At 71.3% G+C, this 13,954-nt stretch carries 11 protein-coding genes; all 11 read left to right on the top strand.

Annotation, left to right across the window (positions count from 1 at the left end; all coding sequences use genetic code 11):
- The first annotated feature begins 60 nt into the window (after positions 1-60).
- Positions 61-2,223 carry an MMPL family transporter gene (locus ABLE53_RS17295; protein ID WP_348860320.1) on the top strand — a complete coding sequence of 721 codons (2,163 nt, stop codon included), beginning with the start codon at positions 61-63 and terminating at the stop codon, positions 2,221-2,223.
- Between the two features lie 228 nt (positions 2,224-2,451).
- A complete protein-coding gene (locus ABLE53_RS17300) occupies positions 2,452-4,233 on the top strand; it encodes an Ig-like domain repeat protein (RefSeq protein WP_348860321.1) in 1,782 nt (593 codons plus the stop codon).
- Between the two features lie 119 nt (positions 4,234-4,352).
- A complete protein-coding gene (locus ABLE53_RS17305; RefSeq protein WP_348860322.1) occupies positions 4,353-6,698 on the top strand; it encodes an MMPL family transporter in 2,346 nt (781 codons plus the stop codon).
- Positions 6,699-6,799: 101 nt separating this feature from the next.
- Complete coding sequence (locus ABLE53_RS17310; protein ID WP_348860323.1) at positions 6,800-8,455, top strand: hypothetical protein; 1,656 nt, start codon at positions 6,800-6,802, stop codon at positions 8,453-8,455.
- 76 nt (positions 8,456-8,531) lie between these two features.
- A complete protein-coding gene (locus ABLE53_RS17315; protein ID WP_348860324.1) occupies positions 8,532-9,869 on the top strand; it encodes a C1 family peptidase in 1,338 nt (445 codons plus the stop codon).
- Positions 9,870-9,910: 41 nt separating this feature from the next.
- Complete coding sequence (locus ABLE53_RS17320; RefSeq protein WP_348860326.1) at positions 9,911-10,756, top strand: alpha/beta fold hydrolase; 846 nt, start codon at positions 9,911-9,913, stop codon at positions 10,754-10,756.
- Positions 10,757-10,895: 139 nt separating this feature from the next.
- Positions 10,896-11,477: a hypothetical protein gene (locus ABLE53_RS17325; RefSeq protein WP_348860327.1), complete on the top strand. Its 582-nt coding sequence runs from the start codon at positions 10,896-10,898 to the stop codon at positions 11,475-11,477.
- A 5-nt stretch (positions 11,478-11,482) separates the two neighbouring features.
- The gene (locus ABLE53_RS17330) at positions 11,483-12,547 is read left to right on the top strand and encodes an SRPBCC family protein (protein WP_348860328.1); all 1,065 of its coding nucleotides are present in this window, start codon (positions 11,483-11,485) and stop codon (positions 12,545-12,547) included.
- Complete coding sequence (gene gvpJ, locus ABLE53_RS17335; protein ID WP_348860329.1) at positions 12,547-12,978, top strand: gas vesicle protein GvpJ; 432 nt, start codon at positions 12,547-12,549, stop codon at positions 12,976-12,978. The genes ABLE53_RS17330 and gvpJ overlap by 1 nt, the downstream gene beginning before the upstream one ends.
- Positions 12,975-13,715, top strand: a complete 741-nt coding sequence (locus tag ABLE53_RS17340) for a GvpL/GvpF family gas vesicle protein (RefSeq protein ID WP_348860330.1) — start codon at positions 12,975-12,977, stop codon at positions 13,713-13,715. Before gvpJ ends, ABLE53_RS17340 begins: the two co-directional genes overlap by 4 nt.
- Positions 13,715-13,954: a gas vesicle protein GvpG gene (locus ABLE53_RS17345; RefSeq protein ID WP_348860331.1), complete on the top strand. Its 240-nt coding sequence runs from the start codon at positions 13,715-13,717 to the stop codon at positions 13,952-13,954. Before ABLE53_RS17340 ends, ABLE53_RS17345 begins: the two co-directional genes overlap by 1 nt.

Consider the following 13,954-nt stretch of genomic DNA (forward strand, 5'->3'; position numbering starts at 1 on the left):
GGCCCGATCTAGGGGGAAACCCGGATGCCGGGCCGGGTAAAGAGTGCTGCCCTGTAATGCATGCACAGACAGCTCGCGGGCGCGCTGACCGGGCGCGTGACGAAATGGATCGTCCTGGCGGCGTGGATCGTGATCTTCGCTGTCGCCGGGACGTTCGCACAGAAGCTCACCGACGTCCAGAACAACGAGGCGTCGTCATGGCTGCCCGACAGCGCCGAGTCGACCAAGGCGCTGGAGCGGTTGGCCCCGTTCTCCGACCAGGACGACATCCCGACCGTCGTCGTCTACCACCGTGACGGCGGGCTCACCACGGCCGACTACGCCGCGATGAAGCAGCAGGCGCCCGAGATCGCCGACCTCAAGGGCGTGGTGCAGGGCAAGGACGGCCAGCCCACGGTCGTCGTCCCCACCGACGAGGCCGCCGGACAGAAGATGGGACTGGTCTCCAAGGACGGCACTGTCGCCACCGCGCTCTTCACCTTCAACCTCGGGGCGAACGGTTGGAACGACCTGCCGCCGATCGTCGACAAGCTGCGCGACATCGCCCAGCTCGACGGCGGGGACGTCCATCTCGCCGGCCCGGGCGGCCAGGCCGCCGACGCCGCCGACGCCTTCTCCGGGATCGAGGGCACGCTGCTGTACGCCGCCCTCGGCGTCGTCATCGTGATCCTGCTCTTCACCTACCGCAGTCCGATCCTCTGGCTGCTGCCGATCCTCTCGGCGGTCGTCGCGCTGTTCACGAGCGAGGCGGTGATCTACTTCCTGGCGAAGTACGCCGACCTCACGGTGAACGGCCAGAGCCAGGCGATCCTGAGCGTGCTGGTGATCGGGGCGGGCACCGACTACGCGCTGCTCCTGGTGGCCCGCTACCGCGAGGAGCTGCGCCGCCATGAGGACCGGCACGAGGCGATGGCGTTCGCGCTGCACCGCGCCTCGCCGGCGATCATCGCCAGCGCCTCGACCGTGGCGATCGGGATGCTGTGCCTGCTGTTCGCGGAGATGAACTCCACGGCCGGTCTCGGCCCGATCATGGCGATCGGCGTCGTCGTCACCCTGCTCGTCATGCTCACCCTGCTGCCGGCCCTGCTCGTGATCACCGGTCGGTGGATGTTCTGGCCGAAGCGGCCGACGTACGGCTCGCCCGAGCCCACCACCACCGGGCTCTGGGCGCGGGTCGGCCGGCGGATCGCCAGGCGCCCGCGGACGGTGTGGGTCACCACCGCCGTCGTCCTCGCCGTCGCCTGCCTCGGCCTGCTGACGCTGAAGACGGGCAACATCCCGAACGACGAGCAGTACACCAAGGACTACGACTCGATCGTCGGGCAGCACACCCTGGAGGACCACGGCCTCGCCGACACCTCGACGCCGATCCAGGTCGTCGCGAACGCCGACGCATCCGACGCCGTCGTCTCGGCCGTCCGGTCGGTCCCGGGGATCGGCGCCGTCGACGACTCGACGCCGCCGGTCGACGGGGTGAAGTACCTCGAGATCACCCAGGACCTCGATCCCGCGAGCGACGCGGCGGCCGACCAGGTCGAGGCGGTCCGCAGTGCCGTCCACCAGGTGCCCGACGCCGACGCGCTGGTCGGAGGATCGGCGGCGCTCTTCCTGGACACCGCCGACGCCGCGCACCGGGACAACACCGTGATCATCCCGATCGTGCTCGTGGTCGTGATGCTGATCCTCATGCTGCTGCTGCGGGCGCTGGTCGCTCCGGTGGTCCTGATCGCGACGGTGATCCTGTCCTTCGGGGCGGCGCTCGGGATCTCGGCCCTGATCTTCAAGTACCTCTACGGGTTCGACATGGCCGACTCCGGCTATCCGCTGTTCGTGTTCGTCTTCCTGGTCGCCCTGGGCATCGACTACAACATCTTCCTGATGACCCGGGTCAGGGAGGAGACCCAGACCCGCGGGACCCGCCAGGGCTCGCTGGTCGCCCTGGCCTCGACCGGCGGAGTGATCACCTCGGCGGGGCTGGTGCTGGCGGCGACGTTCGCGGTGCTCGGGACGATCCCGCTGGTCTTCCTGGCCGAGATCGGTACGGCGATCGCGCTCGGGGTCATGCTCGACACGATGATCGTCCGCGCCATCCTGGTCACCGCGCTCAACCTCGACCTCGGCGCGAAGATCTGGTGGCCCAGCAGGCTCGACCGCGGGGGCGACGTACCCCGCCCACGCCCGGAGCCCACCGACGTCCATCGGGAGGACCCCGAGCGGGTCTGACCCCTCCCCTCGACCGGCGGTGGGCCGGCATCGGTTCGCAGCTGCGGAACGGGTGCCGGCCCACCGCCGTGCTCGTCGTACCCCAGATTCGGTAGGGCCCGCCGCCAGCGCTCCCCCAACTTGGGGAACGGGCTTCACAGACTCGCCGTCGCCGTGACGGGGGCCACGACAGTCGTCCGCGACGGGCCCCGCTCGGGGCCGCCACCGACGACGAGGGGGACCCCCGAAGTGAACACCCGCAACCGCGCGTTCAGACGAACGCTGCCTCCCATCGCCGCCGCGGCGCTCGCGGCCGGCTCGTTCGCCCTGCTGCCCGGCGCGGCCTCCGCCGCGAGCGGCGACCTGACCTACAGCTGCACGTACGGCGACCTCGTGAGCGGCGCCCAGCCCACGACCGTGTCGATCGACACCGACGCGCCCGACTCGACACCGGCCAGCGCTCCGCTGGACATCACGACCACGGCGACGGTCACCCTGCCGGACGCGGTGAAGACCGCGCTCAGCAACCTCGGATACCAGGGCGTCGAGCTGATCGGCCAGGACGACGCGGACGCCTCCCGTCTCGGGGTGAAGCAGATCTACGTCGCCAGCGGGACGCAGATCCCGGTCACGACCCACCCGAGCTTCAAGCACACCACGGGCTCCGAGTTCTCCGGCAGCAGCCCTGCGCCGAACCACCTCGACCACGGGCCGACGATCCCCGGCACCGCGCAGGTGAAGGCCGGCGACATGGTCCTCGAGCTCGACGTCTACACCACGAGCAGCACGCCCACGGTCTACCCCGTCAACTGCACCGCCCCGTCGGGCAGCCCGGTCATCGACACCATGAAGGTGACGGCCCCGACCAGCACGACGGTGTCGCTGAGCAAGAGCAGCTGGACCGCCGGCGACCCGCCGGCGACCGCCACCGCGACGGTCACCCGGACGGGCTCGACCTCGAGCTGGCCCGACGCGACCGGCTCTGTCCAGTTCGCCGTCGGCGGCAAGACCGTGAGCGACACCGTGGACTCCAACGGCAAGGCGAGCGCGACCCTGCCGGCGCTGCCGGGCCACGCGTCGTACACCGTGACCGCGACCTACGAGCCGGACAGCGCCTCGCCGTACCTCACGAGCACCGTGACCTCCTCGTCGGTCGACGTCGTCGCGCCGACGACGACCAAGGTCGGTGTCTCCGACCCGAACCCGGAGATCGGTGACTCCTCCACGGCCACCGCGACGGTGGGCAGCGACGCCGGCACCCCGGGCGGCTCGGTGCAGTTCATGGTCGACGGTGCCCCGTTCGGTGCCCCGGTCGCCGTCAACAGCGGCACCGCGTCGATCCCGCTCGACACCTCCGCGAAGGGCGCCCACAAGGTCACGGCGGACTTCACCCCGTCCGACGACCTGTACGCCGGCAGCACCTCCGACGAGGAGTCCTTCTCCGTCGGCGTCCCGACGACCACGACGGCGCTGGGCCTGAGCCGCTCCTCGGCGGCGTACGGCCAGAAGCCCAGCTTCACGGCCACCGTCGCCGCCAGCCGGGGCACCGCGGCAGGGAAGGTGCAGTTCAAGTACGGCACCCGGACCGCGACGGTCGCCGTCGTCAACGGCAAGGCCCGGTTCACCGCACCCGTCCTGGCCGTCGGCAGCTACCGGGTCACCGCGACCTACGTCCCGACCAGCGCGGACTCCTTCACCGGCAGCGCCTCGGCCAGCCGGACGCTCCGGATCGTGAAGGACACCACCACGACGCGGCAGAGCCTCCTCAACGCGAAGTACAAGAAGAAGCTCGCCTCCACGGTGACCGTCAAGACGAAGTACGGCACCCTCGCCGTGGGCAAGGTGACCCTGGTCCTCAAGCACGCGGGCAAGAAGGTCGGCTCGAAGACCGTCACCCTCAGGAAGGGCGTCGCCAAGGCGACGTTCAACAAGCTCACCAAGACCGGCGGATGGTCGGTCGTGGCCTCGTACGCCGGTGGCACCAACCTCAACAAGTCCAGCAACACCCGGTCGTTCACCGTCCGACGCTGAGCGACACACCCGTCACGGCGGCTGCCCGGAGGATCTCCGGGCAGCCGCCGTACGTCGTGTGACGAGTCACATCCACCCTGCCGTCCACAAGCAGCCGCGGGCGTGATGGGCTAGTGCCCATGCGCATCTCGGGCGTCATCGGCCGCATCGTCTCGTGGCTCGTCATCGCCGCCTGGGCCGTGATCGCCGGGGTGATGGCCCTCCACTACGCCGGCCACCTCGGTGCGGCGGAGGACAACAACCCGTCCCACTCCCTGCCCCGCAGCGCCGAGTCCACCGAGGGCCTCGACCGGCTGGGCAAGGTGCACGCGCCGAGCGAGGTGACGACGACGGTCGTCTACCACCGGCCGGGCGGTCTGACGACCTCCGACTTCCGGAAGATCAGCCGCCAGGCGCGCGAGATCGCAAAGATGTACGGCGTCGCGAAGGACGACCGCACCGGGCGGGCGGCCGTCCTCGCTCCTGCCTCGCCCGCGCAACGCAAGGCGCTCGCCGAGAAGCGCACGGAGCTCCGGGAGAAGCGCACCGAGCTCCTGGAAGAACGCAAGGAGCTCCGGAAGAGGCGCGAGCAGCTGGAGAAGAAGCGCGACGAGGCGACCCGGGCCGGGCTCGCGGTCCCGGCCGAGCTGCGCTCGGCGCTGGCGAGGACCAACCGCGCACTGGCGCACAAGATCCCGGCGATGCCCGCCCGGATCGACCCCGATCGGGGGCTGGTGTCGAAGGACCGTACGGTCGCGACGACCCAGGTCGTCTTCAACTTCACCACCGGCGGCACGTTCGAGAAGCTGCCGGCCGCGGTCTCGAAGCTGAGGGACATGATCAGGATCAGTGGGGTCGAGACCCACGTGTCAGGCGTGGGCGGCAACGTCGCGACGCAGGCCGAGGCGTTCCAGGGCATCGACGGCATCCTGCTGGTGTCGGCGGCCGGCGTGGTGATCCTCCTCCTGCTGATCACCTACCGCAGTCCCGTCCTGTGGATCCTCCCGCTGCTCGGAGTCGGCTGTGCCCTCGTCACCTCGATGGGGGTGACCTACCTGTTGACCGTGCACGCCGGGCTGACCGTCACCGGCCTGAGCCGGGCGATCCTCTACGTGCTGGTCTTCGGTGCCGGCACGGACTACGCGCTGCTCCTCATCGCCCGCTACCGGGAGGAGCTGCGCACCCACCGCGACCGGTACGCCGCCATGGCGGTCGCGCTGCGTCGCGCCTGCCCCGCGATCATCGCGAGCGCGGCGACGGTCGCGCTCGGGATGCTGTGCCTGATGGTCGCCGAGCTGAACTCCACCGCCGGGCTCGGCCCGGTCTGCGCGGTCGGCATCGGCATCTGCCTGGTCGTCATGCTGACCCTGCTCCCCGCGCTGCTCGTGGTGTTCGGCCGGTGGATCTTCTGGCCGGTACGGCCGACGTACGGCTCCACCGAGCCCACCGCCACCGGACTCTGGTCCCGGATCGGGCGGCGGATCTCGAGGCGGCCACGGCTCGTCTGGGTCGTCACGGCGGCGATCCTGGTCCTCTGCTGCGGCGGGCTGCTCCGGCTCGACGCCGGCGGCCTCTCCGGCGCCGACCAGTACACCCGCTCCTTCGACAACACCGCCGGAGACCGGGTCATGGCCGAGCACCACCTCGCCGACCAGTCGAACCCGATGGAGGTCGTGAGCAACCCCGGCACCGCCCACCGGGTCGCCCGGGCGCTGACGAAGGCCGGCTTCGACCCGACCATCGTCTCGGCGAAGCGCGGCCAGTCGGCGCTCGTGACCGCCCCCGCCCCCGGCGACGCCACGTCCGAGAAGGCGTACGACGCCGTGCGCACCGTCCGCGCGACCGTCCACGACGTCCGCGGCGCCGACGCGCAGGTGACCGGCTACTCGGCAACCAACCTCGACGTCCGCGACGCGACCGACCGGGACTCGCGGGTGATCATCCCGCTCGTGCTCGGCGTCGTGCTGCTCGTCCTGATGCTGCTGCTGCGGGCGATCGTCGCGCCGCTGCTGCTCATCGTGACGGTCGTGCTGAGCTTCGGCGCCGCGCTCGGGCTCTCGACGGCGATCTTCACCTGGGTCCTCGGCTTCCCCGGCGCCGACCCGTACTTCCCGCTCTACGCGTTCGTCTTCCTCGTCGCCCTCGGCATCGACTACAACATCTTCCTGATGACGCGCGTACGCGAGGAGACCGCCTCGCGCGGGACGCGCCAGGGTGCGCTCGTCGCGCTGGGCGCGACCGGCGGAGTCATCACCAGCGCGGGCATCGTGCTCGCCGCGACGTTCGCGGTCCTCGCCACGCTCCCGCTGACCGCCTTCGTCGAGATCGGGATCGCCGTCGCGATCGGTGTCCTCCTCGACACCCTGGTCGTCCGCTCGGTCCTCGTCACCGCGCTCAACCTCGACCTCGGCCGCGCGGTCTGGTGGCCCAGCCGGCTCGACCGCGGACGACGGGCCGTCGAGCCTGCCCCGCAGGCGAGCACCTGACGGTTACCGTCCGACAACGAGGTTTACCCCGCCCGATCGTGGTCGATAACCAAGGCATCCGGGGCCCGGCGGGGGCCCCTGGCCTGCGTTGAGGACTCCTGATGACGGCGTTCCCCGGTCCGGGACAGCAGCTCGGCCGCTACCTGCTCCAGCGGCAGCTCGGACAGAGCGCGTCGACGGCGGTCTACGAGGCGACCGACACCACCCTGCGGCGTACGGTCGGGCTCACCGTCGCCGTCCCCGGCGCGTCCCGACCGGCCGACTTCCGCAACCGGCTGGCCCGCGAGGCGGCCACCATCGCCCGCGGCGGCACCGGCCTCGGCCTGCAGATCCTCGACGTTGGCGAGACCGCGGGCCTGGTCCACGTCGTCACCCAGCCGCTCCCGGAGAGCAGCGTCCAGGGATGGCTCGGTGCGCTGGACGCCGCCGTCCAGCGCCTCGCCGGGCCGCCGATCGACGGCCCGACCCAGCTGCCGGGTACCTCCCCCGTCGCCCCGCCGCCGGCGTACGACCCCACCCGCATCTCCCGCCGGCCGGCCGCGCCGCCGCCCGGACCGGCGACGTCGGCCCCCTCCCCCGGGGCGCCGCCGCCTCCGCCGTGGTCGACGCCGCAGCAGGCCGGCCAGCCGCCCCCGCCGGGCGGTCTCTACGCCACCCAGGGCCTCCCGTACGCCGCCGGCCCGCCCCCGCGCAAGCGGCGTACGCGCCTCATCGTGCTCGCCGCCGCCCTCGCCGTCGTGCTGATCGCCGCGGCCGCCATGACGTGGGCCTACTTCAGCGGCCGGCTGGGCATCGGACCGCTCAGCGGCGACGACAAGGCGGTCGCCGCGGTCGTCGCCGACGGCGTCGACGCACCCGACTGGGCCGACGACGAGCAGGTCTCCTGCGCCTCCGACAAGCTGCTCCACCAGCGCCGCGCCGGCGACCTGCAGGACGACGGCGTCGTCATCCCCGACAAGGGCGCCGAGCGGGGCTGGCGCTACACCGGCCGGTGGACGTCGGAGGACGCCCACGACCTGGTCGAGGGCCTGCTCGACTGCACCGACGACTGGGCCGACGAGGTCGGCTCGGCGTGGCACCTGTCAAGCACCTCCTGCCTCGACGACGTCGGCGCCTCCTCCATCGCCGGCGTCATCGCCGACGACGCCCTCCGGCCCACCGACGACGGGCTCGACGATGACAACGACAGGACCGCTGACGCGCTCGACAAGTGCTACGCCGCGGACCCCGAGAAGCCGAAGGGCCGGGTGGTGCCGGGCTACCGGTCGGTGCAGTTCAACGTCGCCACGCCGACGGCCGAGAACGGCGTCGCCGAGCTGCGGGCCGGCGCCAAGGTGGTGCACAAGTCCGAGAACGCGACGTCGTACTCCGTCGAGACCGACGCCGGCGGCGAGCGGGCGTGCCTCCGCGCCCGCTCCGTCGTGACGTACGGCTGGGGCACCTCCCGCACCTCAGAGTCGCAGCTGTGCGGCCGGTCGAAGCCGCCGCGGATCTGGTGGGCCAAGGAGAAGAGCTGCACCGAGGCGCCCGGCTGCATCGCCTACCAGCTCCACGTCGAGGGGTTCACGCCGTACGACGACCTCAAGGTCCACAACGTCACCGACGGCAACTTCAACTGCGGCAGCAGCTGCGACAAGACCATCGAGGTCGAGTACGACGGCCGCGGGGTCGGCAACGGGTGGTACTTCACCTTCACCCCGCACGGCACCATGACCGCGAAGGTCGGCAAGTACTCCGACACCATCCGCTTCAAGTGATCCCGGCAACACGTCCGCAACACCGTAGGCGTACGTTCTTCGTTGAAAGTTCTGCGTGACGAGACGGAGCCCCTCGATGCCGACCACCCCTCTGACCACCGACGACCTCGCCAGGCTGCGGAAGGAGTTCGCGGCCGATCCGACGGCGAAGCTGCTGCAGAACGCCTTGACCACCGCGGAGCTGAAGGACGTCGCGCTCGACCACGACGTGGTCATGACGACCGACACGACGATGTCGCACCAGCTCGACGACTGGAAGGCGACGAACCAGAAGCAGAGCGGCCGATGCTGGCTGTTCGCCGGCCTCAACCTGTTCCGGGTCGGCGCGGCGCAGAAGCTGAACGTCAAGGAGTTCGAGTTCAGCCAGAACTACGCGATGTTCTTCGACAAGATCGAGCGCGCCAACTACTACCTCCAGGCCGTGATCGAGACCGCCGACCGGCCGGTCGACGACCGGACAGTCGCCACCCTCCTCGAGGACTGCATGGGCGACGGCGGGCAGTGGAACATGTTCGTCGCCGTCATCCGCAAGCACGGTGTGGTGCCGAAGGCCGCGATGCCGGAGACGATCAGCTCCGAGGGCACCCGACAGATGAACTCCTCGCTCCGCAAGATCCTCCACACCGCCGCGCGGGACATCCGCGAGGCGGCGCCCGAGGCCCGCGACGAGATCGTCGAGAAGACCCTTTCCACCGTCTGGCGCGCCCTCTGCCTCCACCTCGGCACCCCGCCGGAGCGGTTCTTCTGGCAGTGGAAGGACAAGGACGGCGAGTTCCACCGCGACGGCGAGATGACGCCGCAGGAGTTCCAGCAGAAGTACTTCGCGATCGACGCCGAGGAGCTCGTCTGCCTCGTGCACGACCCGCGCGCGACCTCGGCGTACGGCAAGACCTACACCGTCGACCTGCTCGGCAACGTCGTCGACGCCCCGCAGGTGGTCTACCTCAACGTCGAGATCGAGACGATGAAGAAGATCACCGCCGACATGATCGTCGGGGGTACGCCGGTCTGGTTCGGCTGCGACGTCGGCCAGCAGATGGATCGCGACCGCGGCATCTGGGACGCGAGGCTGCACGACCTCGAGTCGGTCTACGCCACGGCGCTGACCCTCGACAAGGCGGCGCGGCTCGACTACCACCAGACGCTGATGACGCACGCGATGCTCTTCACCGGCGTCGACCTCGTCGACGGTCCGGACGGCGGCCAGGTCCCGCGGAAGTGGCGGGTCGAGAACTCCTGGGGCGACGAGCACGCCGACAAGGGCTTCTACACGATGAACGACTCGTGGTTCGACGAGTACGTCTTCGAGATCGCCGCCCCGAAGTCGATGCTCTCGCCCGAGCTGCTCGCCGCCCTCGACGAGGAGCCCACCGTGCTGCCCGCGTGGGACCCGATGGGCGCCCTCGCCCGCTGACCTGCGCCGGGGCGCCCGGGCTTCCCCGCCGGGGTGGGGACATGGAGCTGCGTCGTCGCGACGGCGGTGTGGTCGCGGTGGACCTCCTGGGGCCACCGGACGGCGCGCCGACGCTGTTCTGCCACGGGCTGGCCGACTCGCGCCGCTCCGCGCGCCAGCTCGCCCCGGTGGCCGAGGAGCGCGGCCTGCGGGTGATCGCACCCGATCGCCCCGGCACCGGCGGGACGGACCTCCGCCGGCTGGACCGCGTGTCCGCATGGGTGGAGGACGCGGCCGAGATCCTGGATGCCTTGGACATCCCCGAGGCGCAGCTGGTCGGCGTCTCGGGCGGCGGCGCGTTCGCCGCGGCCTGTGCGGCGCTGCTGCCCTCGCGGTTCCGGCGGCTCGTCCTGCTCGCCCCGCTGGGGCCGCCGGAGTGGCCGACCGGGGGCATGGCGCCGTGGCAGCGCCGCTCCCTCGCGCTCGGTGCACGTCTGCCCGGCTTCGGTGGCTGGTTCCTGGAGCGGCTGGCGATGCTGGGGCGGTGCTCGCCTCCGGCGTTCTTCCGCGTCGTGACCGCGGAGCTGCCCGACGCCGACCGGCAGGCGCTCGGGCGGCAGGGGCCGCGGGAGGACTTCCTGGCGGGCTACCTCGACGCGTTCCGGCAGGGCGGCGCCGGCGTACGCCAGGACCTGCGGCTGCTCACCCGCGCCTGGGGCTTCGACCTCGGTGACATCCGCGTCCCGACCGTGGTCCACCACGGCGCCGCCGACAGGACGGTCCCGGTCGAGCACGCGCGGCTGTTCGCGTCGGCGATCGCCGAGGCCCGCCTGCGGGTGCACCCCGGGCACGGCCACTTCTCGCTCCCTGCAGACTCTGCCCGCTGGTCGAACGATCTCTTGGGTTAGCTCGTCAGGCTCGGCCAGGTGGTCCGGCCGGATCGGGCCGGGGTACGTGTTAGGCGGCGGGGTTGCCGGGTACTGCGGCCGTCGAGGAGGGAGCGACCTGGACGCGTCCGGGAGGGGCGCGGGGTCGGCTCGCACGAAGATGTCAACAACCACGAAGATCGCCACGGCCGTGGCGAGCGGCTACCTGCTCGGTAGGACGAAGAAGCTCAAGCTGGCCGTCACCGTCGCCGGTCTGCTGGCAGGACAGCGGCTCGCCGCGAGCCGCGGATCACTGGTGGAGCAGGGCGCCAAGCTGCTGGAGTCCAACCCGGAGCTCAAGGCGCTCCAGGACCAGGTCCGCGGTCGGCTGGCCACGGCTGCCCGGGACGCGGCCCTCGGCGTCGCCTCATCACGCATGGAGCAGATGACGAAGGCGCTCCAGGCCCCGGCGGACGACCAGCGCGAGGAGTCCGAGGACGAGGAGCCCCGGGACGAAGAGCCCCGGGACGAAGAGCCCCAGGACGAAGAGCCCCAGGACGAGGAGCCCCAGGACGAAGAGCCCCAGGACGAGGAGCCCGAGGCTGAGGAGCGCCCACCGGCCAAGAAGACCAGCCGGAAGTCCACGGCGCGCAAACCCGCCGCTAAGTCGTCGTCCCGCTCGGGCTCGCGGTCGGGCTCGCGATCCGGACAGAAGAGGTCCAGCAGCTCGCGCAGCCGGTCCTCCAAGAACGCCGAGGAGTGAGACCGATGGCATCCAGCACCCAGGCCACCGAGCGGTTCAAGAGCGTCTCGCAGGACCTCGTGTCGGCGCTCGGGCAAAAGGCCCTGCAGACCGTCGGCTCGCGCGTCGGGGACCTCACCGACCGGCTCGAGGACGTCGCCGGCGGCGGCCCGATCGGGAAGGCGGTCGAGAAGGGCGCCGAGTCGAAGTCCGAGGGCGGCTCCGCCGTCACGGGGGCGCTCAAGGGCGCCATCTCCGGCACGAAGGACAAGCTGACCGGAGGCGGCAGCAAGAGCGGTGGTGGCGGCAAGGCCACCAAGGCGACCACGATCCTCGAGGAGATCGACGTCGGCGTCCCGATCCGCGTCGCGTACGACCAGTGGACCGAGTTCGGCTCGTTCCCGACCTTCATGAAGAAGGTCGAGAACGTCAACGCCGAGGAGGACGAGCGGCTCAAGTGGAAGGCCCAGATCTTCTGGTCGCACCGGGAGTGGGAGGCCACTATCCTCGAGCAGACCCCCGAGGAGCGGATCGTGTGGCGCTCCGAGGGCCAGAAGGGCCACGTCGACGGGTCGGTCACGTTCCACGAGCTCGGGCCGAACCTCACCCGGATCATCGTCGTGCTCGAGTACTACCCCCAGGGCTTCATGGAGCGCACCGGCAACCTCTGGCGCGCCCAGGGCCGCCGGGTGCGCGCCGAGCTCCTGCACTTCCGCCGCCACGTGATGACGCGGACCATCCTCGACCCCGACCAGGTCGAGGGCTGGCGCGGCACCATCCACGACGGCGAGGTCGTCGAGACCCACGAGGACGCCCTCGACGCCGAGGAGCAGGACGCCGAGGAGCAGGACGGCGAGCCCGAGGACGAGGACCAGCCCGAGGACGACTACGAGGCCGAGGACGAAGCCGAGGACCTGCCCGAGGACGAAGCCGAGGACGACTACGACGACGAGGACCTCGACGAGGAGGAGCCGGCCGACGAGGAGCCGGACGAAGAAGAGCCGGATGAGGAGGAGCCGGAGGACGAGTACGACGAGCCCGAGGAGCAAGAGGCTCCGAGGGGACGCACCCGCTCGAGGAGGGCTGGCTGATGACCGTACAGACGACCACGCCGCGCCGCGGAGGCGGCTACCTGGAGAGGCCCGCACCCAGCGGCCTCGCCGACGTCATCGAGGTGATCCTCGACAAGGGGATGGTGATCGACGCCTACGTACGGGTCTCCCTGGTGGGCATCGAGCTGCTGACGATCGACGCGCGCATCGTGATCGCCAGCGTCGACACCTACCTCCGGTTCGCGGAGGCCACCAACCGACTCGACCTCTACGAGCACGGCGGGAAGGACATCGGGGACGTCGTCAACGACCTGCGCGAAGGTGGCGCCGAGTCGAAGACACAGGGCGCCATCCGAGGCGTGAAGAAGGCGGTCACCGGCGGCGGCGACAACGACGACGACAACGACGACGAGGGCCGGCGCCGACCTGCCCGGAAGTCGTCCTCCTCCTCGCGGAGGCGGTCGGAGTGACCGAGACGCCGCAGCCGGGGGTCTTCGTCTACGGCGTGGTCGCCGGCGACGCGGACCTCCCGGCCGACGCCGTGGGGCCGGACGGCTCGGGGCTGCGGCAGGTCGCGTACCACGACCTCGCCGCGGTCGTCGGCGGAGTCCTGCCCGACTGGCGTCCGGGTCGGGACGACCTGCTGCAGTACAGCCGCGTCGTCGACGCACTGGCCGCACAGGGGCCCGTCGTACCCGTGCAGTTCGGGTCGCTGCTCGCCGATGAGCAGGACGTGGTCGACCAGGTGCTCGCACCCGAGGAGGTCCGGCTGGCCGCCCTGCTCGAGGAGCTCGCCGGCAAGGTGCAGGTCCAGGTGCGCGCGCGGTACGTCGAGGAGGCCGTGCTGCGCGAGGTGGTCGGCTCAGACCCGGAGATCCAGGAGCTGCGCCAGCGTACGAAGGACCTGCCGGAGGAGTTCGCCCGAGGCGACCGGATCCGGCTCGGCGAGCTGGCCTCCGAGGCGGTGACCCGACGGGCGGAGGAGGACTCCGAGCGGGTCCTCGCCGTGCTCCGTCCCCACACGCTCGCCGAGGTGCAGCACCAGGTCGGGGGCATGGACGTGCTCGACGTCGCGGCGCTGGTCGAGGCCGACCGGTTCCCCGCCCTCGAGCAGGACCTGGAGGACCTGGCCGCGGCGGCGTACGACCGACTGCGGATCAAGCTCGTCGGGCCGACCGCGCCGTACGACTTCGTCGGAGCCGAGTGATGGGACTCCTCACCGGCCTGCTCACCTTCCCGCTCGCGCCGGTGCGCGGCACCGTGGCCGTCGCCGAGCAGATCCGCCGCCAGGCTGAGGGGGAGTTCTACGACCCGGCCCGGATCAGGGCCGAGCTGGAGGAGGTCGACCGCCTGCGCGACGCCGGCGAGCTGACCGACGAGGAGGCGGCCGCGTGGGAGGACGAGCTCATCGCACGACTGATGGAAGGACGTCACCGGACCGGGTGA

This window comes from Nocardioides asiaticus (genome assembly GCF_040049175.1).
Lineage (GTDB): Bacteria > Actinomycetota > Actinomycetes > Propionibacteriales > Nocardioidaceae > Nocardioides > Nocardioides cheoyonin.

What these genes read in the sequence shown, in the direction of transcription:
- ABLE53_RS17315 (WP_348860324.1), top strand. Translation starts at nt 8,532, where the DNA reads ATGCCGACCACCCCTCTGACCACCGACGACCTCGCCAGGCTGCGGAAG.
- ABLE53_RS17310 (WP_348860323.1), top strand. Translation starts at nt 6,800, where the DNA reads ATGACGGCGTTCCCCGGTCCGGGACAGCAGCTCGGCCGCTACCTGCTC.
- ABLE53_RS17325 (WP_348860327.1), top strand. Translation starts at nt 10,896, where the DNA reads ATGTCAACAACCACGAAGATCGCCACGGCCGTGGCGAGCGGCTACCTG.
- ABLE53_RS17305 (WP_348860322.1), top strand. Translation starts at nt 4,353, where the DNA reads ATGCGCATCTCGGGCGTCATCGGCCGCATCGTCTCGTGGCTCGTCATC.
- ABLE53_RS17330 (WP_348860328.1), top strand. Translation starts at nt 11,483, where the DNA reads ATGGCATCCAGCACCCAGGCCACCGAGCGGTTCAAGAGCGTCTCGCAG.
- gvpJ (WP_348860329.1), top strand. Translation starts at nt 12,547, where the DNA reads ATGACCGTACAGACGACCACGCCGCGCCGCGGAGGCGGCTACCTGGAG.
- ABLE53_RS17320 (WP_348860326.1), top strand. Translation starts at nt 9,911, where the DNA reads ATGGAGCTGCGTCGTCGCGACGGCGGTGTGGTCGCGGTGGACCTCCTG.
- ABLE53_RS17345 (WP_348860331.1), top strand. Translation starts at nt 13,715, where the DNA reads ATGGGACTCCTCACCGGCCTGCTCACCTTCCCGCTCGCGCCGGTGCGC.
- ABLE53_RS17295 (WP_348860320.1), top strand. Translation starts at nt 61, where the DNA reads ATGCACAGACAGCTCGCGGGCGCGCTGACCGGGCGCGTGACGAAATGG.